Annotated in this window: 15 protein-coding genes and 2 riboswitches; of the genes, 6 read left to right on the top strand and 9 right to left on the bottom strand. The window is 67.9% G+C overall.

All coding sequences use genetic code 11. The features are described 5' to 3' along the window. Nucleotides 1-3: 3 nt before the first annotated feature. The 5 genes from ligA to ACSUZJ_RS10910 form a co-directional block, all read right to left on the bottom strand. Nucleotides 4-2349: an NAD-dependent DNA ligase LigA gene (gene ligA / locus ACSUZJ_RS10930; RefSeq protein ID WP_499415998.1), complete on the bottom strand. Its 2346-nt coding sequence runs from the start codon at nt 2347-2349 to the stop codon at nt 4-6. A gap of 7 nt (nt 2350-2356) precedes the next feature. Further along, nucleotides 2357-3535: a cell division protein ZipA C-terminal FtsZ-binding domain-containing protein gene (locus ACSUZJ_RS10925; RefSeq protein ID WP_499415996.1), complete on the bottom strand. Its 1179-nt coding sequence runs from the start codon at nt 3533-3535 to the stop codon at nt 2357-2359. After that, nucleotides 3532-7056: a chromosome segregation protein SMC gene (gene smc, locus ACSUZJ_RS10920; protein ID WP_499415994.1), complete on the bottom strand. Its 3525-nt coding sequence runs from the start codon at nt 7054-7056 to the stop codon at nt 3532-3534. Before smc ends, ACSUZJ_RS10925 begins: the two co-directional genes overlap by 4 nt. 175 nt (nt 7057-7231) lie before the next feature. After that, complete coding sequence (locus ACSUZJ_RS10915; protein WP_499415992.1) at nt 7232-7408, bottom strand: hypothetical protein; 177 nt, start codon at nt 7406-7408, stop codon at nt 7232-7234. 108 nt (nt 7409-7516) lie between these two features. Continuing rightward, a complete protein-coding gene (locus ACSUZJ_RS10910) occupies nt 7517-9934 on the bottom strand; it encodes a DUF1631 family protein (RefSeq protein WP_499415990.1) in 2418 nt (805 codons plus the stop codon). A 233-nt stretch (nt 9935-10167) separates the two neighbouring features. On the opposite strand from ACSUZJ_RS10910, the gene ACSUZJ_RS10905 reads away from it, so the two are divergent. Next, a complete protein-coding gene (locus ACSUZJ_RS10905; protein WP_499415988.1) occupies nt 10168-11451 on the top strand; it encodes a methyl-accepting chemotaxis protein in 1284 nt (427 codons plus the stop codon). 210 nt (nt 11452-11661) lie between these two features. Then, on the top strand, nt 11662-11982 hold the full coding sequence (locus ACSUZJ_RS10900) for a hypothetical protein (protein WP_313705641.1): 321 nt from the start codon (nt 11662-11664) through the stop codon (nt 11980-11982). A gap of 354 nt (nt 11983-12336) precedes the next feature. Here the strand turns inward: ACSUZJ_RS10900 and ACSUZJ_RS10895 are convergent, their stop codons facing one another. Beyond that, entirely contained in the window at nt 12337-12897 is a 561-nt protein-coding gene (locus ACSUZJ_RS10895) for an ATP-dependent Clp protease proteolytic subunit (protein WP_499415986.1), read from the bottom strand. Nucleotides 12898-13025: 128 nt separating this feature from the next. Further along, a riboswitch (glycine riboswitch) is annotated at nt 13026-13112 on the top strand. Between the two features lie 16 nt (nt 13113-13128). After that, nucleotides 13129-13218, top strand: a riboswitch (glycine riboswitch). 65 nt (nt 13219-13283) lie between these two features. On the opposite strand from ACSUZJ_RS10895, the gene gcvT reads away from it, so the two are divergent. From gcvT to gcvP, 3 genes are all read left to right on the top strand, one after another. Next, nucleotides 13284-14414 carry a glycine cleavage system aminomethyltransferase GcvT gene (gene gcvT / locus ACSUZJ_RS10890; protein ID WP_499415984.1) on the top strand — a complete coding sequence of 377 codons (1131 nt, stop codon included), beginning with the start codon at nt 13284-13286 and terminating at the stop codon, nt 14412-14414. Nucleotides 14415-14490: 76 nt separating this feature from the next. Then, nucleotides 14491-14871, top strand: a complete 381-nt coding sequence (gcvH, locus tag ACSUZJ_RS10885; RefSeq protein WP_499415982.1) for a glycine cleavage system protein GcvH — start codon at nt 14491-14493, stop codon at nt 14869-14871. A gap of 125 nt (nt 14872-14996) precedes the next feature. Then, entirely contained in the window at nt 14997-17900 is a 2904-nt protein-coding gene (gcvP, locus tag ACSUZJ_RS10880) for an aminomethyl-transferring glycine dehydrogenase (RefSeq protein WP_499415980.1), read from the top strand. A gap of 236 nt (nt 17901-18136) precedes the next feature. Here the strand turns inward: gcvP and ACSUZJ_RS10875 are convergent, their stop codons facing one another. Then, nucleotides 18137-19843: a methyl-accepting chemotaxis protein gene (locus tag ACSUZJ_RS10875; RefSeq protein ID WP_499415978.1), complete on the bottom strand. Its 1707-nt coding sequence runs from the start codon at nt 19841-19843 to the stop codon at nt 18137-18139. A gap of 234 nt (nt 19844-20077) precedes the next feature. Between ACSUZJ_RS10875 and ACSUZJ_RS10870 the strand changes: the two genes are divergently transcribed. Next, nucleotides 20078-21115, top strand: coding sequence for a DUF3108 domain-containing protein (locus ACSUZJ_RS10870; protein ID WP_499415976.1), 1038 nt, complete (start codon nt 20078-20080; stop codon nt 21113-21115). Nucleotides 21116-21137: 22 nt separating this feature from the next. On the opposite strand, the gene ACSUZJ_RS10865 is transcribed toward ACSUZJ_RS10870, so the two are convergent. Beyond that, on the bottom strand, nt 21138-23306 hold the full coding sequence (locus ACSUZJ_RS10865; protein WP_499415974.1) for a TonB-dependent receptor plug domain-containing protein: 2169 nt from the start codon (nt 23304-23306) through the stop codon (nt 21138-21140). Nucleotides 23307-23524: 218 nt separating this feature from the next. Then, nucleotides 23525-25204 carry a peptide chain release factor 3 gene (locus ACSUZJ_RS10860; protein ID WP_499415972.1) on the bottom strand — a complete coding sequence of 560 codons (1680 nt, stop codon included), beginning with the start codon at nt 25202-25204 and terminating at the stop codon, nt 23525-23527. Between the last annotated feature and the right edge of the window lie 76 nt (nt 25205-25280).

The raw sequence follows: 25280 nt of genomic DNA, 5'->3' as shown, positions 1-25280 counted from the left end.
ATTTCAGGATGCGCCCTGGCCCAGCAGCGCCAGCAGGCCCGCCTCGTCCAGCACGGTGACGCCGAGCGCCTCGGCCTTTTCCAGCTTGCTGCCCGCCTCGGCGCCGGCGACCACGTAGGAGGTCTTCTTCGACACCGAACCGGAGACCTTGCCGCCGGCCGCCTCGATCAGCGCTCCGGCCTGGTCGCGCGACATGGTCGGCAGGGTCCCGGTCAGGACGAAGGTCTTGCCGGAGAAGATGCCCTCCGGCGTGGCGGCTTCCTCGGGCAGGCTGTCGAGCAGTTCGCGGCGCAGGCTCGCGAGCTTCATCAGGGCTTCGCGGTTGGCCTCGACCGCCATCCAGGCTTCGAGCGAGGCGACGAGGGCCTCGGGCAGGCCGAACACGCCGAAGACCTTGAGGAAGGCCAGGTCTTCCAGCGTGCGGCCGTCGAGCAGCTGGCGCGCGCGCGGCTCGGTCAGCTTCGGGATGTCGAGGGCGGCGAGCAGCTTGACCTCGTCCAGGCGCTCGCGCAGCGCCGCCTTCGGCGCATGCTCGCCCTGCGGCGCCACGCCCGTTTCGAGCAGGGCGTCGAGGGCGATCTGGTTCTTTTCTTCGGCAAAGAAGTCGGCGATCGCCTCGGCCACGGTGCCGCCGATATCGGGCAGCACGCGCAGCAGGGCCGCGGGCGCGCGGCGCACCAGGGCTAGCGAACCGAGCCAGTCGGCCAGGGTCTTGGCCGTGGATTCGCCGACGTGGCGGATACCCAGTGCGAACAGCAGGCGCTCGAGCGGCGGCCGCTTGCTCGCTTCGATCGCCGCCAGCAGGTTGTCGGCCCACTTGGTCGCCACCTTGCCCTGCTTGACGGTCTCGGGCGTGGTGCCGTCGCGCTCGTCCGCGAGGCGCTTCATCCTGAGCAGGTCGTCGAGCGTGAGCTTGTACAGGTCGGCCACGCCATGGATCAGGTTGCACTCGACCAGGCTGTCGATGTAGCGGTCGCCCAAGCCTTCGATGTCCATCATGCGGCGGCCGGCGAAGTGGCGGATCGCTTCCTTGCGCTGGGCCGCGCAGGTCAGGCCGCCCGAGCAGCGCGCCACCGCCTCGCCCTCTTCGCGCACCACGTGCGAACCGCACACAGGGCACTGGGTCGGCAGCATGTAGACAGCCGGCTCGGGCGTCGGGCGGCGCTCCAGCACCACCGACAGCACCTCGGGAATCACGTCGCCGGCGCGGCGCACGACCACGGTGTCGCCTACGCGCACGTCCTTGCGCCGCACCTCGTCTTCGTTGTGCAGGGTCGCATTCGTGACGGTCACGCCGCCGACCGAGACCGGCACCAGGCGCGCCACCGGCGTGATCGCGCCGGTGCGTCCCACCTGGACGTCGATCGCCGACACCACGGTCAGCGCTTCCTCGGCCGGGAATTTATGGGCCAGCGCGAAGCGCGGCGCGCGCGAAACGAAACCGAGCGCGCGCTGGTCCTCGATGCGGTCGACCTTGTAGACCACGCCGTCGATCTCGTAGGGCAGCGAGGGGCGTTTTTGTCCGATCTCGCGGTAGTAGCCGAGCAGGCCCTCGCAGCCGCGCACCACGGCGCGCTCCTTCGAGACCGGCAGGCCGAGCTTTTCGAACCAGTCGAGCACGGCGGAGTGCGATTCCGGCATGTCGGCGCCTTCCAGCAGGCCGATGCCGTAGGCGAAGAAACGGAGTTTACGCTGGGCCGTGATGCGCGCGTCGAGCTGGCGCAGGCTGCCGGCCGCGGCATTGCGCGGATTGGCGAATTCCTTCTGCCCGGCTTCGCGCTGGCGCTGATTCAGGCGTTCGAAATCCTGCTTGAACATCAGCACCTCGCCGCGCACTTCCAGCACGGCCGGGATGTCGTCACCATGCAGGCGCAGCGGAATCACGCGCACGGTGCGGATATTCGCGGTCACGTCCTCGCCGGTGTAGCCGTCGCCGCGGGTGGCGGCCTGCACGAACACGCCGTTTTCATAACGCAGGCTCATCGCCAGGCCGTCGAACTTCAGCTCGGCCGCGTAGTCGACCTGGCTTGCATCCAGGCCTTCGCGCACGCGGCGGTCGAAGTTGTCGATGTCCTCGTCGGTGAAGCCGTTGTTCAGCGAGAGCATCGGCACCGCATGGGTCACCTGCCTGAATTCGGGAATCGGCGCGGCGCCGACGCGCGAGGTCGGCGTGTCCTGCGACACCGCTTCCGGGTGCGCCGCTTCCAGCTCCTGCAGCTCGCGGAACAGCTTGTCGTACTCGGCGTCCGGAATCGTCGGCGCGTCGAGCACATGGTAGTTGTAGATGTGGCGGTTCAGTTCCTCCACCAGCCACGCCATGCGTTCCAGGTAGTCCTGCGCTTCGCTCATCGAGACCTCAGCTGAACAGGCGCAGCGCGCGGTTGGAACCGGCGGGGATGTCGGACGCTTCCATCTCCTGGTAGAAGTCCTTCACCTGGCCGGCGATCTCGGCCAGCGAGGCGTCCAGCAGCGGCTGCTCGAAGTCGTCGACGATGGTCGCATCCAGGCGCAGCACGAGTTCCTTCGCGCATTTCACCATGGCGCCGAAGCCGTCGCGGCTCGGGGCCACGCAGGGCACGTCGAGCAGCAGGGTCAGGCGGTCGGTGGTCTCGGCGCCGAGCGTCACGTTGGTCGACAGGGTGAACAGCACGCCGCCGGCGCCGTCCGGCATCGCGAAACGGCCATCCGGGCGCACGTCGAAGCCGACGTTCTCGAGCGCGCCGATCAGGGTCGCCATCGCCCACGGCGCGCCATTCGATTTCAGGTTCACGCCCAGCTGGGCGTCATGGCCGGCGACGAACTTGTGCAGGGTGCGCGCCTCGCTCATCACCTCGATCATGTCCGGCACGTCCGGCTCGGCGCCGATCTCGTCGGCCACCGCGCGCAGGCGCGTGACCAGTTCCGAGTATTCGAGCTCGTTCAGGGCCGTGGTGCGGGTGGCCATCTGCACGCCGGCCTGCAGTTCGGTGTAGACGCCGCCGTGGACGATCGGCTCCCACTCGCCGCTGACGGCCAGGCCGACGAAGTGGATCGGCTTGTTGCCGACGCGGCGCAGTTTCAGGAGCGACGGCAGGATCCTGTCGCCGCGCGCCGCGCCTTCGAGTTTCAGCGGAATCATGCAGTCGATCAGGGGGTCGACCAGGTTCTCGGCGGCTTCCGACGGCGCAGCGGGAGCGGGAGCGGTCGCGGCGCCCGCCAGCGGCGCGAGCGGCTCGGCGGCGCCAGTCGTTTCGTTGGCCGAGGCGCCGGTGCTGCCCGTGCCGGCAACAGGTGCATCGGCCGCCGGGTCGGCATGCGACGCCGCCCCGAAACTCGGCTCGACGGCCTCGGCGCCGGGCATGCCGCCAATGTCGAGCACAGGCTCGCTGCGCTCGGCCTGCGTGGCGCCGCTGCGCATCAGGACGTCGTCATGGTCGGACGCAAAGGCGCGCTCGACCGTCTTGCGCGCCTTGTACTCCTGCCACTTGTTGTAGGTGATGACGCCGACGACGAATACGCCGCCAGCCGCGATCAGGCTCATTTGGAAGTCTGTCATGCTGCTTGTGCCTCTTGTGCGAAATGGGCGGCGGACTCCATGTCCACCGCCACGATGCGCGATACGCCCTGCTCCTGCATCGTCACACCGATCAGTTGATTGGCCATCTCCATCGCAATCTTGTTATGGGAGATGAAAAGGAATTGGGTATGGTCCGACATGCGCTTGACCATGCGGCAGAAGCGCTCGGTATTGGCATCGTCCAGCGGCGCGTCGACCTCGTCCAGCAGGCAGAACGGCGCCGGGTTCAAACGGAACATCGAGAACACCAGGGCCGTCGCCGTCAGCGCCTTTTCGCCGCCCGACAGCAGGTGGATGGTGGCGTTCTTCTTGCCCGGCGGCTGGGCCATGACCTGCACGCCGGAGTCGAGGATCTCGTCGCCCGTCATCACCAGCTTCGCCTGGCCGCCGCCGAACAGGATCGGGAACAGTTCCGAGAAGTGGTTGTTGACGCGGTCGAAAGTGTCCTGCAGCAGTTCGCGGGTCTCCTTGTCGATGCGGCGGATCGCGTCTTCCAGCGTGGCGATGGCCTCGTTCAGGTCGGCGTTCTGGGAATCGAGGAAGCGCTTGCGCTCGGTGGCGGTGGCCAGTTCTTCCACCGCCGCCAGGTTCACCGCGCCCAGCGCGGCGATCGCATTGGTCAGGCGCGTGACCTCGCCCTGCAGGTATTGCGGCTTCAGGTCCGGGTTGAGCTTTTCGGACAAGGCCTTCTCGTCGGCGCCGGTGGCGGCCAGGGCCTCGGCGAACTGCTCCTGGTTCAGGCGCGCGGCCTGCTCCTTGAGCTGCATTTCCGTGATGCGGTCGCGCTGCGGCTGCAGGCTGCGCTCGGAACCCATGCGCGACTCCTCGGCGTGGCGCAGCTGCTGGGCCACCTGGTCCAGTTCGTGGCGCGCATCGGCCAGGGCCCGCTCCTGGGTGGTGCGGCGTTCCAGCAGTTCCTGCAGGCCTTCGTGCGCGGTGCCGGCTTCCAGCGCCGCCAGTTCGGCCTGGCCCTGCGCCAGGCTCGCGGCGACCTGGGCCGCCTGTTGCTGGGCGGTGGCGATGCTGCGCCGCAGTTCCTCGATCTTCGCGCGGCCGGTCTTCTCGGCGAACAGCGCCTCCTGGGCGCCGCGTTCGAGTTCGCGCAGCCTGTCGCGCGCCTCGGCCAGCGCCGCTTCCCTTTGCAGGAAGGCCGTCTGCCCGTCCTCGTGGCTGCCCTGCAGCTCGGCCAGTTCCATGTCGAGCTCCTCGAACTCGGCTTCGGCATTCGCCTGGATCTCGCGCTGCTCGGCTTCCTGGGCGGCGATCTCGAGCAGGTCCGCATTGATCTGGCTGCTGCGCTGGCTGAAGCGCGCCTCGATCTCGCTCTGGCGCACCACCTCGATCTGCAGGGCGTGGACCTCGCGCGTCAGCGTTCCCACGCGCGTGCGCGCATCCTGCAGGCGGCGCTGCAAATCGGTGACGGCGGCGTCGGCGCGGGTGGCGCGCGAGCGCGCCTCATCGACCAGCAGGGCCTGGGCGCGCAACTGCTTGCCCAGGTGGTCGATGTCGTGCTGGCGCGCCAGCATGCCGTCCTGCTCGGCGTCGGCAGCGTAGAAGCACACGCTCGACTGCGACACCACATGCCCCTGGCGCGTGACGAAGCAGCCGCCCTGGGGCAGGCGCCTGCGGTCGGCGAACGCCTGGGCCGCGTCCTCGGCGGCGAACACCAGGTGCAGCCAGTCGTTCAGCACGCCGCGCAGGCCGGGGTCGTTCAGTTTCAGGAGGCTGGCGAAGGGCTTCAGGCCGGGCGCCTCGGCCGCGGCGGGGGCCGCCGGGGCCGGCGAATACATCGCCAGCCGCGCCGGCGGCGCATCGGCGAGGAAGGCCTTCGTCCAGTCGATGTTCGACACTTCGAGCGCGCCGGTGCGCTCGCGCAGCACGGCCTCGAGCGCGGTCTCCCAGCCCTCCTCGACCTGGACCTGCTGCCACAGGCGCGGCAGGCCGCCCAGCTCGTGCTTCTGCAGCCAGGGCTGGACCTTGCCCTGGGTCTGGACCCGCTCCTGCATCCCCTTCAGGGCCGACAGGCGCGCCTCCAGCTGGGCGTTGGTGGCGCTCTCGCGCTGGACCTGGGCGTGCGCCTCGCGCCGCTCGGTTTCCACCTGCTCCTGCTGCTCGCCCGCCTCCTCCAGCAGCATGCTCTGCTCTTCGAGGGCCTGCTGCTTTTCCTCGAGCTGCAGGCGCAGGTTCGCCAGCTGGGTGCTGTCGGGCGGGTTCAGGCTGTTCTTTTCCTGCTGCAGGCGTTCGCGCCGGCTCGCCAGGCTGTTCAGGATGTTCGAGGCGTTGCGCCCGTGCGCCGCCGACAGCTCGATGCGCTGCTGGACCTGCATGATGCGCGCGCGCGATTCGTCCGCTTTGCGCTGCGCTTCGCGCCAGGCCGCATCGAGTTCCGGCAGGCGCTCGCCCGCGCTTTCCACCGCGATCTGGGCGCCTTCGGCGCGCGCGGCCAGTTCCTCGACGCGAAAGCTCGCTTCCTCGATCTGCTCTTCGTACTCGGCGGCCTGGGCCAGCCACCCGTCGCGCTGGGCAGTGAGGGCAGCGAGCTGGTTCTGCAGGCGGGTGCGCGACTCGATCACGAACTTGATCTGCGCTTCCAGGCTGCCGATCTCGGAATTGGTCTGGTACAGCGCGCCCTGCGCCGTGTGCAGGCGGTCGCCCACCGAAAAATGGTGCTGCCGCAGGTGTTCGAGTTCCAGCTCGACATTGCGCAGCTTCGCGGTCTGCTCTTCCAGGCTGTTCTGGGCTTCTTCCATCTCGCGGAAGTAGCGTTTCTGTTCAAGCTCGGCTTCGTTCTTGCGCAGCAGCCAAAGGAGCTTCTGCTTTTCTTCCTGGTCGGCCTGCAGTTGATGGAAACGGTTCGCCACCGCCGCCTGGGCTTCGAGCTTTTCCAGGTTGGCGTTCAGTTCGCGCAGGATGTCTTCCACGCGCAGCAGGTTTTCCCGGGTATCGGACAGCCGGTTCTCGGTTTCGCGCCGGCGTTCCTTGTACTTCGAGACGCCGGCCGCCTCCTCGAGGAAGACGCGCAGCTCTTCCGGGCGCGACTCGATGATGCGGGCGATCATGCCCTGGCCGATGATGGCGTAGGCGCGCGGGCCGAGGCCGGTGCCGAGGAAGATGTCCTGGATGTCGCGCCGGCGCACAGGCTGGCCGTTGATGTAATAGGTGGAGGTGCCGTCGCGCGTGAGGGTGCGTTTCACCGCGATCTCGGCGTACTGCCCCCACTGGCCGGCGGCCTTGCCCATGCTGTTGTCGAACACGAGTTCGACCGAGGCCCGTCCCGAGGGCTTGCGGTGGGTCGAGCCGTTGAAGATCACGTCCTGCATCGACTCGCCGCGCAGTTCCGACGCTTTCGATTCGCCCAGCACCCAGCGCACGGCATCGATGATGTTCGACTTGCCGCAGCCATTCGGACCGACCACGCCGACCAGCTGACCAGGTACCTGGAAATTGGTTGGATCGACGAAAGACTTAAATCCCGACAATTTAATGGAGGATAGTCGCACCTTGCTTCGGCTACTCGGGAATCGTTAAAGGAGGCATCATACCATCTGTTGCTTGCATTTCGGCCAAGTTTGGGCTGTACCAGGCTCGGCCCGCAAGCGCCAGGGCGGCGGCATTTTACAGAATATTAACGAAACGAAATAGTGGGCCGAATCGTGGCCGCAAGCGGCACAGGGATCAGCCGGCGCCCTGGAAGTGGCGGTACAGCGCAAACCCCAGTACGACAGCCAGGAAGAGCAGCCGCAGCCGTGGCGGAAAACCGCGCCGGCGCAGCTCGTCCGGGGCCTGGGTGTCCTCATCCGGCTGCGCATGCGCGCCGCGCGCTGCCTCGTCATTGTGGTGGTGCTGGTCCATGCATTACTCCAGTTTGTTGCGCCCCTTCTGGCCTGGACGCATTATGGAGCAAGCATCATGGAGCAACAACGCGGAACTGGGACAGGCGGGCAGTCGCGCCATCGGCCATCACACCATCGCGGATAGCGCCCTGGCCGGCGCCGGATCGTTGACAGCCTCGCGCATCGCCTCGGTCAGCACGCGACCGACCACGCCTTCGAGCGCGACCACGGTGACGCTGCCGGCCCGGAAGGCGTCGACCAGCTTCTCGGCCGGCAGCGAGAAGGCATCCTGGCGCGGGCCGTTCGAGAAAATGAAGAGCGTGCGGCGCGGGCTGACCCAGGCCAGTTTCACCTTGCGCACGCTGCCGTCGGGCTGGGCGAATTCGAGGCGCATGCCGCGCTCCAGGTCGTCGACCTGGACCAGGGCCTCGTCCCTGTGCGCCGGCTCTTCCTGCGCGGCGGCGGCCTGCTCCCGGGCGATGCGGCGCAGCGCGTCCTGCTGGGCGGCCTCCACCGCCAGCTCGAGCTGGCGCTCGGGCGACAGTTCGAGCGGGGCGCGCACGATCTGCAGGTGGCATTCGGCCAGCTCGGCGAAGAATTGCAGGCGCTCGGCGCCCTGCCACCTGATCGCGTCCAGCCACTTGTTCAGGGTGGTGATCAGCGGCGGCAGCTTGGCGATCAGGGCGCGCCGCTCCTCCTGGGTCGCCTTCGGCTTCACGCTCCAGACCAGGTCGTCCATCGCCCGGGTGGCGTTGTCGACCGCGCCAGGGCGCTCCTCGTCGATCAGGTGGGCAAAGGTCAGCACCTCGATCCAGCGGCGCTCGAGAAAGCTCGACACCAGCGCCACCAGGGCGCCGTCGCCCAGCCGCAGCCCGACCGCCTGGCGCGCCGCACGCGCCGCCACGGTCTGCTTTTCCAGCCTGGTGGCACGCGCGATCGGCCGGGCGATGGCCTCCTCGGCGGCGCGCTCCTCGGCCGCCAGTTGGGCTTCGACTTCGGCCACCGCCTCGGCGAAGGCCTGGGGCTCGGCGCCCGGCTCGCGCCCGATCCGGTCGACCCCGCGCCGCATCGCCTGCACCACCGGGTCGTCCGGCGCACGGCAACGTTCCCAACCCGTGCGCGAGAGCAGGTCGATCATGCGCCGCGCCGGGTGCATCTCCTCGAAGAAGAAGCCCTGGTCGAGCAAGGCGGCCTTCAGCACAGGCACCTGCAGGAAGCGGATCAGCTCGCGCGTCTCCAGCGGGATGCCCTCGTCAAGCAGCACGGTCTCGAAAATGCGCGACAACAGGTCGAGGGTGTTTTCCTCGCCGCGCGACAGGCTGCCCTGGGGCAGGCTTTGTTTCAGGCGCGGCAGGTAGAAGACCTGGTGCGGGGCGGCCTGGACACCTGCCTCCGCGGTGTTCGCCGCCACGGACGCTGGCAGCGGGATCGCGGCCAGCAGGTCGAGCAGGGTGCCGGGGCTGGGGCCGATCGCGCCGGCTGGCGCGGCGACAGCCTGGACGAATGACGCGCCCGGAGCGGCGCCCTGCACCAGGAAGCCGGCCGCCGGGATCGCGGCATTGGCGGGCGCGCCCACGGCCGGCGCGAGCGGCGCCACGCCCGCGATCGGCTGCGCGGCCTGGCCCGCCATGACGGGCGCGGCTGCGGGCTGGCCCGGCGCGGCCACCGCGAACCCGGCCGCCGCGCTCGGGCGCCAGCCGCTGCCCTGGGGCATGTGCGGCAGCTCGGGAACCAGGGGCGCGAGCGCTTCGCCGCCGGTTCCACCCAGCAGCGCGCGCAATTGCTGCGCCAGCGCGGCGTCCATGCCCGGGCGCCGGACACGCGCCGCGGAGGCGTCCTTGGTCTTGCGAATGTGAAAGCGTTCACGCGCCTGCTTGTTACGGGCGCGAAGTTCCCTGTCAGCCGCCGCCAGCAACTCGCCCAGGTCGAGGAAGAGGTCCGGCCGCAGCAGCGGCAGCAGCAGGTCGTGCGTGCTGGGGTCCGGCTCGAATTCGCACCAGGCAGTGTGGACCGCGCTGAGGAAGACTTCCGGGCGCAGCGGGTTCTGGCCGGGACGCAGCACGTCGCGCCCGAGCAGCAGGCCGAGGCGCACACAGAGGCTGGCCAGTACTTCCGCATGCGCGATCTCGAAGGGGCGGCACAGCGCGCCGAAGGCGACCCGGGTGTCCATGACTTCCATCGGCACCAGACTCAGGGAAGCCTGGCCGGTTTCCTGCCTGTTCGAGGGCGCCAGCTCGGCGGCGGCCTGCTCGAGCTGGCGCTCGAGGACCTGGCTCGCCAGGTGGATGAAGGCGTAGGAATTGCTCTTCAGGAGCTTGCCTGCGCGGGTGCGCCGGTAGGCGGCCTCGGCATCGATGCCGGCCGCCGTCAGGTCCAGCAAGACCGTCACCAGCCGGTTGACCAGGCCGCCCAGCTGCTCGCCGGCGCCCTGCGCCGCTGCGCGGACGAGCTCCAGCAGCACCCCACGCGGCGGCGCAGGCGGCACGGGGGTACCCGGTATCCCGGTGGAAGCGTCGGTCGAAGCCACGGTGGAAGCGTGAGCCATGATGAAGTCCTTCGGCGCGAGGCGCCTTCCCTGGCATTGTTGCATATTATTGCATTATGGCAATAGCAAGGCTACAGGAAACGTGTTTTTCAAACCAGCGTTCCGGCGGGTTTGCCGGCGCCGCGGCCCACAATGCTTAACGGCATGTTTTCTGTTGAGCTTAGACAAATTCGCGATGTTTCCTTTCCCTAACATAACAAGGTCCACCACCCTCACCCCGCCAGGAGCGCTACATGAAGTCCATTCGCCAACTCGACAGCAGGCTCAAGATCCATGCCGCGTTTGCCCTGCTTTATACGGTCTTCGCCGCCCAGATGCTGTTGTCAGCCCCGGACGGCGCCGCGCCGCTGCGCGCCGGGGTCGTGCTGCCGCTCGCGGCCGGCCTCGGCCTGACAGTGGCCCTGTCGCTCTGGCTGGCGCGCGAAGCCACCCGTCCCCTGCAGGACGCCGCCCGGATGGCGCGCCGCCTGGCCGAGGGCGACTTGCGGGTACGCGCCGACACGCCCCAGCCGGGCGAAGCCGGCAAGCTGATGGGTACGCTCGCCAGCCTGGGCGGGAAGATCGCCGCGATGGTGGCCGAGGTGCGCAGCGGCGCCGAGCAGATCGGCGCCGGCAGCGGCGAGATCGCTACCGGCAACCTCGATTTATCCAGCCGCACCGAACAGCAGGCTGCCTCACTGGAAGAGACCGCTTCCTCCATGGAAGAATTGACTGCGACCGTGCGCCAGAACGCCGACCATGCGCACCAGGCCAGCAAGCTGGCGGTCTCGGCGTCGGAAGTGGCGGTCAAGGGCGGCCAGGTGGTGCTCGACGTGGTCGATACGATGGCCTCGATCAACGATTCCTCCAAACGCATCGCCGAGATCATCGGTGTGATCGACGGGATCGCCTTCCAGACCAATATCCTGGCCCTGAATGCCGCCGTGGAAGCGGCGCGCGCCGGCGAACAGGGGCGCGGTTTCGCGGTCGTCGCCTCCGAGGTACGCAACCTGGCCCAGCGCTCGGCGGCGGCGGCCAAGGAGATCAAGGCGCTGATCGACGACTCGGTGGCCAAGGTCGACGCCGGCACCGCCCTGGTCGACAAGGCCGGCAGGACCATGGAAGAAGTGGTCGCGAGCGTCAAGCGCGTGACGGGCATCATCGCCGAGATTGCCGACGCCAGTGTCGAACAGACCGCCGGCATCGAGCAGGTGAACGGCGCCATCGCCGCCATGGACCAGGCGACCCAGCAGAACGCGGCCCTGGTCGAGCAGTCGGCCGCGGCGGCCGCCTCGGTACGCGACCAGGCGGCCGCCCTGGCCCGCGCCACCAGCGGCTTCGTGCGGGCCAGCGAAGCGGCGCCTGCCAAGCCCGCCCCGGCTGCCATGGTGCGCATTCCGGCGAAGCCGGCATTGCGGCCGGTGCCAGGCGCATCCCTCCGCCCGGCCACCGCCGCGAGCGGGCCCAGGAGCGTCAATCCAGGCGGGCCCGCCCGGCGCAGCGCGGCCAAGGCAGATGCGGATTGGGAAGAGTTTTAAATGCGAGGCACGATTTTCATTGAAGTATTTGAGGAAATGATTATTTTTAATGTGTAGGAGTGCTTCCTACACGGGCTCAGGCGATCATCCGATACCGGTTCAGCAGTATGAATCGCATGATTGCATCACTGAATTAACTGCTCACCCTACACAGTAGTGCGCGCAGTAGTCCAGCGAGTAAATGTATTTCAACATTGAAAGGAAATAATCATGGCCTCGAATCAAAAACGCACGCAGGGCGGCACGCCTGAGCAACACGCTGAAGCTGGCCGTCAAAGCCACAAAAACGACGGCAACAAGCAATCCGGTTCGGGCTCGGGCTCGCGCTCGGGTTCCGGTTCGGGCATGCGCGGCGGCACCCCTGAGCAGCACGCCGAAGCAGGCCGCCAGAGCCACAAGAACGACGGCAACAAGCAGTCCGGTTCGGGCTCGGGCTCGCGTTCCGGCTCGGGTTCGGGCATGCGCGGCGGCACGCCTGAGCAGCACGCCGAAGCAGGCCGTCAAAGCCACAAGAACGACAACAAGCGTTAATTCGCTGCACCCCGTCTGCTGACGCGACGGCGGTAAATAAAGGAGCCTGGCGCGCAATGCGTTCCGGGCTTTTTTTATTATCGATCCAGGAAACGCGATTTAACCGGCATATCGGATATTTGCAAATAAGCGGAATTTTGCAAATGTTTTATTGTCGAGTTAACTCGACTGCAAATACTATTTGCAAGCAATCACTGATCGCTTTATTCAATACCGTAACCGGCATTTTCCGATTGCGCGAGTTTGATTGCGGCGCGACGCCGCCGCCGGACCGATAAAAAAAGCAGAAAGCCGAGCACCGGCTTCCACCGCCGCAGCGATGAAGACGGTGCCGGCCGCGCCGGGTTGCTGCCCTCAGATATTGCGCAGGATCGCGCCCTTGGGCGGCGCGAAATCGGCGACGTCGTCGATCATGCGCGCGGTTTTCGCGTCGCGCGAGTTCAGGTGCAGGTCGGAGTACTGGTGGATACCCCACTGCTCGGGCGTCAGTTCGATGTGCTTGCGCAGGATGGATTCGGTGCGCGCATCGTCGGCACGCAGGCCCTCGACGATGATGTTGAGCGCATCCGGCCGCGAGCCGGGCGAGGCGGTGGCGTGCGACTTGTGCACCATGAAACGCGCCGTCTCGCTGGCGTAGCGCTTCGTACCGGCCAGGTACATGATGACGGCGATCGAGGCGACCGCCCCGCCGTTGTACATGACGAATTCGACGGGCGCATTCGACATGAAGTTATATAGGCACAGGCCGTCGCTGACGTAGCCGCCATTCGACTGCACCAGCACGTGCGCACGCTCGATACCGTCCTCGGTCATATGGCCGACCGCTTCGAACACCCGGTGCACCATGTCGCTGTTGACGTCGCCCGACAGCGTGAACCAGGCTTCCTTGCCGTGTTTGGTTTGATCTTCGCTCATAGTCTTTTTCTACCCGCAAAGTGACGGCCCCAGTGTAACAAATGGAGGAAAAAGCCCGCGCGCACGCCCTCCAACGGTGCGCGCCCCCTCCTTTTGTTGACAGCGGTTCAAGGCTCGCATATTCTCCACGGTCTTGACCGGGAGAGCGCAGATTCACGCTGCCGCCGAAGGGGCATCACCCAAAAACTCTCAGGCAAAAGGACCGGTCAGGGGTCGGCGCGCGATGCGGGCCGGACCAACTCTGGAGAGTGGCCAAACGGCCCACCGAAGGGGCAGGCGGACATCCGCTATCTCTCAGGTACCAAGGACAGAGGGGCGCGCAGCGCACGTTCGGCCGCATCGGCGGACGACGTGCAGCTCCCCTATTCATCTGCCCTGAGGACACCATGACGCTCAAAGCGACCCCGCTCAATTCCGCACACCGCGCACTCGGCGCCAAGATGGTCGATTTCGGCGGTTGGGACATGCCGGTCAACTACGGTTCGCAGATCGAAGAACACCACGCCGTGCGCCTGGACGCCGGCATGTTCGACGTCTCGCACATGTGCGTGGTCGACCTCGAGGGCGCCAACGCGCGTTCCTTCCTGCGCGGCCTGCTGGCCAACAACGTCGACAAGCTGCAGACCCCGGGCAAGGCGCTCTACTCGGCCATGCTCAATCCCGAGGGCGGCGTGATCGACGACCTGATCGTCTACTTCTTCCGTGAAGACTGGTTCCGCCTGGTCGTGAACGCCGGCACCGCCGAGAAGGACGTGGCCTGGATGCGCCAGCAGAACGACGCCACCAACAGCGGCCTGGCCATCACCCAGCGCCGTGACGGCCGCAGTGAGAAAGGCGACGCGATCGCCCTGGTCGCCGTGCAGGGCCCGAACGCCCGCGCCAAGGTGTGGCAGGTGCTGCCGCAGGCCCAGGCCGCGACCGAAGCGATGAAGCCCTTCAACGTCGCGATCGTCGCCGACACGCCCTTCGGCGAAGCCATGGTCGCGCGCACCGGCTACACCGGCGAAGACGGCTTCGAGATCGGCGTGCCCGCGACCCAGGTAGAAAACCTCTGGAATGCCCTGCTCGCCGCCGGCGTCAAGCCGGCTGGCCTGGGCGCACGCGACACCCTGCGCCTGGAAGCGGGCATGAACCTCTACGGCCAGGACATGGACGACAACGTCAACCCGCTCGACGCCGGCCTGGGCTGGACCGTCGACCTGGTGTCGGAACGCGACTTCATCGGCAAGGCGGCGCTGCAGGCGAAAGGCCAGCAGGCGCAGTTCGTCGGCCTGATCCTGCGCGAAAAAGGCGGCATCCTGCGCGCCCACCAGAAGGTCGTGGCAAGCTCCGGCAATGTCGGCGAAATCACCAGCGGCACCTTCAGCCCGACCATGCAGCAGGCGATTGCGCTGGCGCGCGTGCCGATGGATGTGCAGGTCGGCGACACCGTCCACGTCGAGATCCGCGACAAGAAGCTGGCCGCCTCCGTGGTCAAGCTGCCATTCGTCCGCAACGGCAAGGTGCTCGCCGCCTGAACCGCCTATGCTGGCGCATATCCCGGCGCATATCCAGATTTATAATTACACCTCATCCCAACCAGGAGCCCCTTACATGAACATCCCAGCCGACCTGAAATACACCGAGTCCCACGAGTGGGTCCGCCTCGAAGCCGACGGCACCCTGACCGTCGGCATCACCGAGTACGCACAGGACGCCCTGGGCGACATCGTGTTCGTCGAACTGCCGCAGGTCGGCAAGTCCTTCACCGCCGGCGACGACGCCGCCGTGGTCGAGTCGGTGAAAGCCGCCAGCGACATCTACGCGCCGGTCTCGGGCACCGTCACCGCCGTCAACCAGCCGGTCGCGGACGCCCCGGACTCGATCAACCAGGATGCCTACGGCGCCTGGCTGTTCAAGCTGCAACCGAGCGACCCGAACGCGATCAACGGCCTGATGGATGCCGACGCCTACGGCAAGACCACCGACCACTGATCGGTTCTTGAAATCGGTGCGCCAGTCCCCAACTGGCGCACCGGCGCCAATCCGGCGCCACCCCAGCTCCACCAGATTCCCAATCCTTTGGCGCTCCAAGCGCGCCAGCTCTTTCGGCCTCTACCATGACCCGCACCAGCCTCACCCAACTTGAAGCACGCGACGCGTTCATTCCGCGCCACATCGGTCCCTCCGAATCCGAACAGGCAGCCATGCTGTCGACCCTCGGCTACGCATCGCGCGCCGCGCTGATCGACGCCGTCGTCCCCGCGAACATCCGCCGCAAGGACACGCTCGACCTGGGCCAGTTCGTCGAGCCGCGCAGCGAAGAAGACGCGCTCGCCACGCTCAAGGCACTGGCGTCGAAGAACAAGGTCATGAAGTCGATGATCGGCCAGGGCTACTACGGCACCCACACCCCGAAGGTCATCCTGCGCAACATCTTCGAGAACCCGGCCTGGTACACCGCCTACACGCCCTACCAGCCCGAGATCTCGCAGGGCCGCCTGGAAGCGATCCTGAACTTCCAGCAGATGATCACGGATCTCACCGGCATGGGCATCGCCAACTCGTCGATGCTGGACGAAGGCACCGCCGCCGCCGAAGCCATGACCCTGCTGCAGCGCGTCGGCAAGTCGGCCTCGAAGGTGTTCTACGTGGCCGACGACGTGCTGCCCCAGACCCTGGAAGTGGTCCAGACCCGCGCCAAGCCGATCGGTGTCGAAGTGCGCGTGATCGCGGCGGGCGAGATCGAGAAGCTCGCAAAGGGTAATGAAATGAGCTGCTTCGGCGTGCTGCTGCAGTACCCGGGCGTGAACGGCGAAGTGCGCGACTACCGCGCCGCCGTGGAGCACCTGCACGCTGCTGGAGCAATGGTCGTCGTCGCCGCCGACCTGCTGGCCCTGACCGTGCTGGAAGCACCGGGCACCTGGGGCGCCGACGTGGTCGTCGGCAACAGCCAGCGCTTCGGCGTGCCGCTCGGTTTCGGCGGCCCGCACGCCGGCTACCTGGCCACCCGCGACGAATTCAAGCGCTCGATGGCCGGCCGCCTGGTCGGCGTCACCGTCGACGCCCAGGGCAACCAGGCCTACCGCCTGGCGCTGCAGACCCGCGAACAGCACATCCGCCGCGAAAAGGCGACCTCGAACATCTGCACCGCCCAGGTGCTGCTGGCCGTGATGGCCGGCATGTACGCGGTCTACCACGGCCCGCAGGGCCTGAAGCGCATCGCCCAGCGCGTACACCGCCAGACCGCGATCCTGGCCGCCGGCCTGAAGTCGCTCGGCGTCGAGGTACTGAACACGACCTGGTTCGACACCCTGACGGTCAAGGGCGATGCGCAAGCGCTGCACGCCGCCGCGGCAAGCTCCGGCGTCAACCTGCGCCGCATCGACGACAACCACGTCGGCGTGTCGCTGGACGAGACCACCACCCGCGACGACCTGGCCCTGCTGTTCGCCATCTTCGGCAACGGCAAGGAAGGTGGCAAACTCGTGGACATCGACTCGCTGGATTCGGACGCCCAGGACGCCTACCCGGCCGCCCTGGCGCGCAGCACCGCCTACCTGACCCACCCGACCTTCAACCGCTACCACGCCGAGCACGAGATGCTGCGCTACCTGCGTTCGCTGGCAGACAAGGACCTGGCGCTGGACCGCACCATGATCCCGCTGGGTTCGTGCACCATGAAGCTGAACGCGACCTCGGAGATGATCCCGGTCACCTGGCCCGAGTTCTCGAACATCCACCCGTTCGCACCGGAAGACCAGACCGTCGGCTACCGCGAAATGATCGGCCAGCTCGAAGCCATGCTGTGCGCCGCCACCGGCTACGCCGCGATCTCGCTGCAGCCGAACGCCGGCTCGCAGGGTGAATACGCGGGCCTGCTCGTCATCCAGAAATACCACGAGTCGCGCGGCGAAGGCCACCGCAACATCTGCCTGATCCCGTCCTCGGCGCACGGCACCAACCCGGCGTCGGCCAGCATGGTCGGCATGAAGGTCGTGGTCACCGCCTGCGACGAGAACGGCAACGTCGACCTGACCGACCTGAAGGCCAAGGCCGAGCAGTACAGCAAGGACCTGGCCTGCGTGATGGTCACCTACCCGTCGACCCACGGCGTGTTCGAAGAGGGCATCCGCGAACTGTGCGAGATCGTGCACCAGCACGGCGGCCAGGTGTATGTCGACGGCGCCAACATGAACGCGATGGTCGGCGTGGCCGCACCGGGCGCCTTCGGCGGCGACGTCAGCCACCTGAACCTGCACAAGACCTTCTGCATTCCGCACGGCGGCGGCGGCCCCGGCGTCGGCCCGATCGGCGTCGGCGCCCACCTGGCCCCGTTCCTGCCGAACCAGTTATCGACCGGCTACGTCCGTAACGAAGCGGGCATCGGCGCGGTGAGCGCGGCGGCCTACGGCTCGGCCTCGATCCTGCCGATCTCGTGGATGTACATCGCGATGATGGGCGCGGAAGGCCTGACCGCCGCGACCGAGACCGCGATCCTGAACGCCAACTACATCGCGCGCCGCCTGGCCCCGCACTACCCCGTGCTGTACACCGGCCACGACGGCCTGGTCGCGCACGAGTGCATCATCGACCTGCGCCCGCTGCAGGACAAGACCGGCATCAGCAACGAAGACGTGGCCAAGCGCCTGATGGACTTCGGCTTCCACGCCCCGACCATGAGCTTCCCGGTCCCGGGCACGCTGATGATCGAGCCGACCGAGTCGGAATCGAAGGCCGAGCTGGACCGCTTCATCGAGGCGATGATCACCATCCACGCCGAGATCGTGAAGGTCGAGCGCGGCGAGTACGACAAGATGGACAACCCGCTCAAGGGTGCTCCGCACACCGCGGAAGTGGTCACCGCCGACGACTGGCAGCACACCTACACCCGCGAGGTGGCGGCCTTCCCGGTGGCCTCGCTGCGCAAGAAGAAGTACTGGCCGCCGGTCGGCCGCGCCGACAACGTCTACGGCGACCGCAACCTGTTCTGCGGCTGCGCGCCGATCAGCGATTACGAGTAATTCCTCGCTGAGGTGATGTGAAAAGCCCCGCCGCGCGCAAGCGCCGGCGGGGCTTTTTTATGGACGGCGACCGGACGTAGGGTGGGCGCCCCGTGCCCACGCGTAAACGATGAGCAGACGCTGCGCTTCATGAATGCCGACACGACGCAGGCGTCACGCGTGGACAAACGCGGCGCTTCATGAACGCCAACACGACGCAGGCGTCACGCGTGGGCACGGGGCGCCCACCCTACGGATCAATCCCGCCGCGACGCCAGGTGCAGATGCGGCCGCGCATGCTTGCGCCGCTCCCCGCCAGCCGGCGGCTGCGCGCCGGCTTCGGTCACCAGGCGCGACCAGTTACGTACGGCGCTCTGCTTTTCCTCGGGCGGCGGCGCATCCACGCTCACCGCCTCGTCGAGGCGGAAGGCGGCCACCGCGCGCGACAGGGTCAGTGCCTGCATCTGCAGGGTGCGCGCCGCGTCCGCCGCTTCCTCGACCAGGGTCGAGTTGCGCTGCGTGACCTGGTCCATCTGCACGATCGCCTCGCTCACTTCGTTCAGGCCGCTGGCCTGCTCGGCGCTGGCCGAACTGATCTGGCTGATGATGTCGCCCACCTGCTGCACCGACATTGCGATCGTCGCCATGCTGCTGCCGGCCTGGGCCGCGCAGGCGGTGCCGCCCTCGATCTCGGCCACCGACTGCGCCACCAGCTCGCGGATCTCGCGCGCCGCCGCGCCGGTACGCAGCGCCAGCGTGCGCACGTCGGCCGCCACCAGGGCGAACTCGCGGCCGCCCTCGCCCGCGCGCGCCGCCTCGAGCGCGGCGTTCAGCGCCAGCGTGCCGGTCTCGATGGCGATCGCGTCGATCTGGCCGACGATGTCGTCCACCCGGCGCGCGCTGCCCTTGACCGACTCCATCGTCGTCACCAGGCGGTCGACCACGCTTTCACCCTGCTGCGCCACGTTCGTGGCCGAGGCGGCAAGGCGGTTCGCCGCCTGCGCGCTGTCGGCGGTCTGGTTGACGGTGGCGGCCAGCTCCTGCATCGAGGAGGCCGTGTGTTCGAGCGAACTGGCGCGGAACACGGCGCGCGTGGTCAGGTTCAGGTTGCCCAGGGCGATGTCGCGCGAGGCGCTGCCGATCGAGCGCGCCGACTCGAGGATGGTGCGCAGCGTGAAGTTCAGGTTGCGGATGCTGGCGTCGAGCGCGCGCGAGGTCTCGGCGATCTCGTCGTTGCCGTAGACCCGGTCCTTGACCGTCAGGTCGCCGCTCGCCAGGTCGACGGCCGCCGCGCCGATGCTGCGGATCTCGAGCAGCAGGGCGCGCCGCACCGCCATCGTGATGCGCAGCGACACCGCCACCGCCAGCAGGATCACGCAGGGCATCACCCAGGTCATCATGCGAAAATCGGCCGCCGCGCTGTCCGAGGCTGCGCGCGACAGCGCCTGCTCCAGTTCCGACAGTTCGGTCAGGCGCTGGGCGACCACGGTGAAGGCGCTGTCGGCCTTGCTCATGGCGTTCGCCCCGATCGACTGGTCGTCGCGCACGATCTCGAGCACGTCGCGCACGGCCGCCGTGTAGACGCGGTAGGCCTCGGCTGCCTGTTCCACGTAGCGGCGCTCGGCGCTGCCGGCCTGGGTCATGCGCGCGACCCGCGCCAGCCCGTCTTCCGTGACGCGGTGCTGGCGGTGGATCTCGCGGATCAGCGGCTCGATCCGCTTCTTCGGGAAGCTCCCGCCTATCCAGGTCTGGAGCTGGTAGACCTGGGCATGCCCGCGCTGGGCCGCCACCACCAGCTCGCTGGCCGCGCGCATGTGCGCCGCGCGCTGGTGGACGATGACTTCGAGCGAATCGTTCTGGCGCACCATCGCATACCAGGCGCCGCTCGAGAGCAGCACCAGCAGGACCAGCACGACCGCGGGGGCAAGCAGCAGCTTGGGGCCGATTTTCAGACGCGCGAGCATGATCTGGCCGAGGGAGCAAGGGATGGGAACACGGCCGGGCCGGCCGCGGCGGGGAAGCACTGGAAGATCGTCATAGGGCCCTCGATGTCGGCAACGCGCGGAATTTCTTCAACGCATTTGACCAATCTACGGCATCGCCCCGGCCCGGCTCTTGCGGAAAATCAAGACCGTCCGCGCCGGGGCGACCGGGCGTGGCGCCATGGACAATTGCGTGGGCGCAGTTAAACTAGCGGCATGAAGATTGCCGTCCACCTGGCCCGGCACCGGCGCCTGCTGGCGTTGGGCGGCCTGTCCCTGTTGCTGCACCTGCTCGTATTGGCCTGGATCGCTCCGCGCCTGGACGCCGCGGCGTACGATGCGGCGGGAACGCCGATCGCGCTGCGCCTCCAGCGCGTGGCGCCACCGGCAGACGTCGCGCCCGAGCCTGCCGTCCAGCCGGCCTTGCCCTCCCCGCCGCCCCGGCCGGCAAGCCAGGTCGCGCCGCCCACGTCTACTGCCCTGCCGCCGCTGCAGCCACTGCTGCCCGCGCCTTCCGGCTCGCCGTCCGCAGCCGTGTCCGAAGCCACGGCGGACGATCCAGCACCCGGCGCCGCGCCGCTGCAGATGCCCGGCCGCTACCTGGTGCGCATGCCGCCCTCGGCGCGCCTGCGCTACAGCATGAGCCGCGCCCTTCCCGGCCGTCCGCCGTCGGATGAAGGCGAAGCCCAGCTCGTCTGGGAAGCGGAAGGCGGACACTACCAGTTGCGCGTCGAGGGCGTGCTCGGCCTGCTGGAAAGCGAAGGCGGCGGCGATGATGCCGGCATCGCGCCAAGCCTGGCCAGCGAGCACCAGCAAGACGGCAGCGACCGCATCACCCGTTTCGACCGCGCGGCCGGACGCATCGAGTTCGAGGCCGGCGCCGGGAGCGCGCCGCTGCACCTGGGCAGCCAGGACCGGGCCTCGGTGCTGATGCAGCTCGCGGGCATGGGGCTGGCCCAGCCGGAGCAGATGCAGGACGTGATCGAGATCGTGGTCGGCGGCCCGGGCGGCGCCCAGGTCGCACGCTTCCGGGTGCTGGGCCGCGAAGAACTGGCGACCGGCGCCGGCAGGCTGGCCACGGTGCGCCTGGCCGAACTGGCCGGGCCGCGCATGCCCAGGCTGGAGCTGTGGCTGGCGCCCGGATACAACTGGATGCCGGTGCAGCTGCGCGTCACCGAGCCCGACGGCACGGTGGCGAACCAGGTCCTGTCGCAGGCCGAGACCGCCCCGGCGCCGCCGGCGCAGGCCATGTGAGGCGCGATCGATAAACGGGCGTTCAGAAAGTCATCTCGAGCGTGGTGCGCAGCTTGACGCTCTCCGGATAATCCCAGCGGCGCCTTTCCGTGCCCGCGGCCGGATCCGTATAGCTTGGCTCGAAGACATTGTGCTCCCCAAGCAGGTTCGAGGCCACCACGCGCAGCTGCAGCTTCGGATTGAACTTCCATACGGCATAGGCCTCGAGGTCGGTGCGCGCCTCGCTGTAGAAACCGCGGTTCGCCGCCACCCGCACCTGCCCGCCGCGCCGGTGCGCCACGCTGCCGCCCGCCGACAGCGCGCCGCGCTTGTAGTCGATCCCCAGGTTGGCGGTGAGCGGCGTCTGCTGCTCCATGCGGTTGTTCGGGCCGGGCACCGATTCCACGCGCGACCAGTTGCGGCTCACGCTGGCGCGCAAATCGATGCTGGGCGCGCCCTCGACCAGCGCGGCCAGCGGAAAGCGCGTTTCCAGCTCCAGGCTGCGCATCTCGGCGCGGTCCTCGTTCGCCGGCGTGAAGAGCCAGCGCAGGCCGTCGAAATAGATGCGGTTGCTGGTGTAGTTGTCGATGCGGCGCAGCGCGCCGCTGAGCGAGACCATCGCCCCTTGGGCCCAGTAGTGTTCCCAGGCAGCGTCGATGCCCCAGGCCAGTTCCGGCTTGAGGTGCGGGTTGCCCTGGTAGTCGGCCTCGGTGGCGCTGTTGTTCTCCCATGCGTAGCGGCGCGGCACCAGGCTGTAGAGGTCCGGCGCCTTGTAGGTGCGGCTCACGGCCAGGCGCAGCTGGTCGCTCTGCCCCTCCTTCTCGCCCGGCAGCTTCCACAGGCTCTGGAAGACCGGGCTCAGGACACTCGACCTCACCCGGGCCGGTTCGAAGGTGTTGCCGGTCACGCGGGTGCGCACGCCTTCCCAGCGCGCGCCCAGGTAGACCGACCAGCGCGGGTTGAGCGTCCATTCGTCCTGGGCATACACGGCGGCGCGCGCCACCCGCGCCGCGAAGGTCTCGTCGGGCGGCTGGCCGGGCGGCAGGACCCGCACCGTGTCGCGCTCGGCGCGCAGGTCCTCGCTGGCGTTGAAGCCCAGGTCCCAGCCCAGCGCGAGCAGGTGGCCGCCCTCGAAGGCGCGCGCGTACTTGCCGGTGCTGCTGGCGCCTTTCGCATGAGTCTCGGTGAACACGCTGCCGTTCGTGGCGGCGCGTCCCAGGCTATCGGCGCCGATGCGGCGCACCAGGGTCTTCCGGCGCGTGCCCTCGAGGCCGAGCCTGGCCTCGAGCTTCGCGCCGGACGCCAGGCCATGGGTCCAGCGCAGGTCGGACTTGAGCATCCTGTCGTCGAACTCGCCGAAGGTCAGCAGGTCCGGCACCGGGGGCGGATTGCCGGACCGGGTCGCTACCCGGGCATGGCCGTTGTTGCGGAAGCTTCCGCCGTTGGCCAGGCTCTCCCACTCGACGGTGTCGCCGCTCTCCAGGGTCCAGTTGAAGCGCGGGGCGAGGTTCAGGCGGTTCATGCGCCCGCGCTCGGCCAGCGCGGTGCTCCGGTAGGTGTCGACCACGCCGTCGGGCCGGGTGTTGCGCTCGTAGGCGGTCGATTCGCGCGCGAGCCCGTCATGGTTGCCGCTGGCCGAGAACGACCAGGACGACCGCTCCCCACGGTCGGCCAGCTGGGTACTGAAGGTCGGCCCGCGAAACTCGTCCGAGAGCAGGTAACCCAGCTTCGCTTCGCGCTCGCGCTTGCGCGCCTTCTTGCGCAGCACGATGTTGATGGTGCCGGCCACCGACTCGGTCGGGAACTCGGCCGTCGCCGCGCGTAGCACCTCGATGCGCTCGATCGTCTCGGGCGCCAGGGTGTCGAGGGTGAAGCCGGCCGGCGTGCGTTCGCCGTCCAGCAGGATCTGGGTATAGCCCTCGCCGAGGCCGCGCATGCGCACCTGGGCATCGCGCCCGGCGCCGCGCGTCACCGTCACGCCGGGGATGCGCCTGAAGAGATCGAACACGCTGGTGTCGCCGTAGCGCTCGATTTCCTCGCGGCCGACCACGATGCGCGTCGCCGTGTCGTCGCGGCGCGGATCGTAGCTGGCCGCGCCGCCCTTGACTTCGACCCGGGCGACCGGCCCGTCCGGCGCGGACTGCTGGGCGTAGGCCGGGACGGGCAGCCCGGCGATGAACAGGTACAGATGACAACGACGCGGCAATCCCATGCACCAACCTCCGGAAGCAGTTATTCGTTTGGTAAGAACAACTATATTCCAGTCGGTCGCATCGTGCAAACAGTGTGACGAACTATTTGTTGCTAGGTAGTGGTAATAATGAATTCCACATCAAAGCAAGCGATTCTCGTCGTCCGGAAACGGCGCCCATGAAAAAACGGACCCACATGAGTCGTGGATCCGTTTCCATGGCAGTGCCGCCGAATCGATCAGTCCAGCTTGGCCGCGTGCTCGCGCGTCGCGTGGAAGGTCAGCTTCGGCCAGCGTTCCTGGGTCAGGCGCAGGTTCACGCCCGAGGTCGCCAGGAAGGCCAGGTTGCCGGCGGCGTCATAGGCCACCTGGTGGCCGAGCTGGTTCTCGAAGTCGGCCAGCGCCTTCTTGTCGTCGCTCGACACCCAGCGCGCGCTGCTGATGCTGGACGATTCGAACACCGCATCGACGCCGTACTCGTTCAGCAGGCGGCTCGCCACCACCTCGAACTGCAGCACGCCGACCGCGCCCAGGATCAGGTCCGAGCCCAGCACCGGCTTGAACACCTGCACCGCGCCCTCCTCGCCCAGCTGCTGCAGGCCCTTGTGCAGCTGCTTGATCTTCAGCGGATTACGGATGCGCACCGTGCGGAACAGGTCCGGGGCGAAGTAAGGGATGCCGGTGAAGGTCAGCAGCTCGCCTTCCGAGAAGCTGTCGCCGATCTGCATGTTGCCGTGGTTCGGCAGGCCGATGATGTCGCCGGCGTAGGCTTCCTCGACCTGCTCGCGCGAGGAGGCCATGAAGGTCACCACCGAGGACAGCTTCACGTCGCGGCCAAGGCGCAGGTGCTTGACCTTCATGCCCTTCTCGAAGCGCCCCGAGCACACGCGCAGGAAGGCGATGCGGTCGCGGTGGGCCGGGTCCATGTTGGCCTGGATCTTGAACACGAAGCCCGAGAACTTCGGCTCTTCCGGGTTCACCGCGCGCACGGTGGCGTCGCGCTCGCGCGGGCCCGGGGCCCAGTCGACCAGGGCCGACAGGATCTCGCGCACGCCGAAGTTGTTGATCGCCGAGCCGAAGAACACCGGGGTCTGCACGCCCGACAGGAAGCGCTCCAGGTCGAAGGGATGCGAGGCGCCATGCACCAGCTCCACTTCCATCTTGAGCTGCTCGATCTCGAGCGGGAACATCTCGGCCAGCTTCGGGTTGTCGATGCCCTTGACGATCTCGAAGGCGCCATCGGCCTTTTCCTCGCCGGCCTTGAACAGCATGATCGTATCGTTCAGCAGATGATACACGCCGCGGAAGTTCTTGCCCATGCCGATAGGCCAGGTCACCGGCGCGCACTCGATCTTCAGCACCGATTCCAGTTCGTCGAGCAGCTCGAGCGGATCGCGGGTTTCGCGGTCGAGCTTGTTCATGAAGGTGACGATCGGGGTGTTGCGCATGCGGCAGACCTCGAGCAGCTTGATGGTCTGCTCTTCCACGCCCTTGGCGGCGTCGATCACCATCAGCGCCGAGTCGACGGCGGTCAGCACGCGGTAGGTGTCTTCCGAGAAGTCCTGGTGGCCCGGGGTGTCGAGCAGGTTGATCACGTGGTCGCGGAATTCGAACTGCATCACCGAGGACGCGACCGAGATGCCGCGCTGCTTCTCGATGTCCATCCAGTCGGAGGTCGCATGGCGGCCGCTCTTGCGGCCCTTGACGGTGCCGGCGAGCTGGATCGCGCCCGAGAACAGCAGCAGCTTCTCGGTCAGGGTGGTTTTACCGGCGTCCGGGTGGGAGATGATGCCGAAGGTGCGGCGGCGCGCGACTTCGCGGGCGATCGTGCCGCCCTGGCGGGCCGCGCCTGCGGCCGCGGTATCGGTTGCCTCGGCGTTCGCGCCGTCCGTGGCAAGGATGTCAAGTTCGTTGGACATAGTCGAGCCCCAGTGGCCCCAATGAAGAAAACCCTCGATTTTACCGATTCCGGGGGCTGCCGTGTGAAATGAATGG

This window comes from Telluria sp. B2, from assembly GCF_051789535.1.
In the GTDB taxonomy this organism is placed as follows: domain Bacteria; phylum Pseudomonadota; class Gammaproteobacteria; order Burkholderiales; family Burkholderiaceae_D; genus Telluria.
The sequence above is the reverse complement of the archived record's forward strand: the minus strand, read 5'-3'. Positions and strand labels throughout refer to the sequence as shown.

What these genes read in the sequence shown, in the direction of transcription:
- ACSUZJ_RS10915 (WP_499415992.1), bottom strand. Translation starts at nt 7,408, where the DNA reads ATGGACCAGCACCACCACAATGACGAGGCAGCGCGCGGCGCGCATGCG.
- ACSUZJ_RS10865 (WP_499415974.1), bottom strand. Translation starts at nt 23,306, where the DNA reads ATGGGATTGCCGCGTCGTTGTCATCTGTACCTGTTCATCGCCGGGCTG.
- ACSUZJ_RS10870 (WP_499415976.1), top strand. Translation starts at nt 20,078, where the DNA reads ATGAAGATTGCCGTCCACCTGGCCCGGCACCGGCGCCTGCTGGCGTTG.
- ligA (WP_499415998.1), bottom strand. Translation starts at nt 2,349, where the DNA reads ATGAGCGAAGCGCAGGACTACCTGGAACGCATGGCGTGGCTGGTGGAG.
- gcvH (WP_499415982.1), top strand. Translation starts at nt 14,491, where the DNA reads ATGAACATCCCAGCCGACCTGAAATACACCGAGTCCCACGAGTGGGTC.
- ACSUZJ_RS10900 (WP_313705641.1), top strand. Translation starts at nt 11,662, where the DNA reads ATGGCCTCGAATCAAAAACGCACGCAGGGCGGCACGCCTGAGCAACAC.
- ACSUZJ_RS10910 (WP_499415990.1), bottom strand. Translation starts at nt 9,934, where the DNA reads ATGGCTCACGCTTCCACCGTGGCTTCGACCGACGCTTCCACCGGGATA.
- ACSUZJ_RS10905 (WP_499415988.1), top strand. Translation starts at nt 10,168, where the DNA reads ATGAAGTCCATTCGCCAACTCGACAGCAGGCTCAAGATCCATGCCGCG.
- ACSUZJ_RS10860 (WP_499415972.1), bottom strand. Translation starts at nt 25,204, where the DNA reads ATGTCCAACGAACTTGACATCCTTGCCACGGACGGCGCGAACGCCGAG.
- ACSUZJ_RS10925 (WP_499415996.1), bottom strand. Translation starts at nt 3,535, where the DNA reads ATGACAGACTTCCAAATGAGCCTGATCGCGGCTGGCGGCGTATTCGTC.
- gcvT (WP_499415984.1), top strand. Translation starts at nt 13,284, where the DNA reads ATGACGCTCAAAGCGACCCCGCTCAATTCCGCACACCGCGCACTCGGC.
- gcvP (WP_499415980.1), top strand. Translation starts at nt 14,997, where the DNA reads ATGACCCGCACCAGCCTCACCCAACTTGAAGCACGCGACGCGTTCATT.
- ACSUZJ_RS10895 (WP_499415986.1), bottom strand. Translation starts at nt 12,897, where the DNA reads ATGAGCGAAGATCAAACCAAACACGGCAAGGAAGCCTGGTTCACGCTG.
- ACSUZJ_RS10875 (WP_499415978.1), bottom strand. Translation starts at nt 19,843, where the DNA reads ATGCTCGCGCGTCTGAAAATCGGCCCCAAGCTGCTGCTTGCCCCCGCG.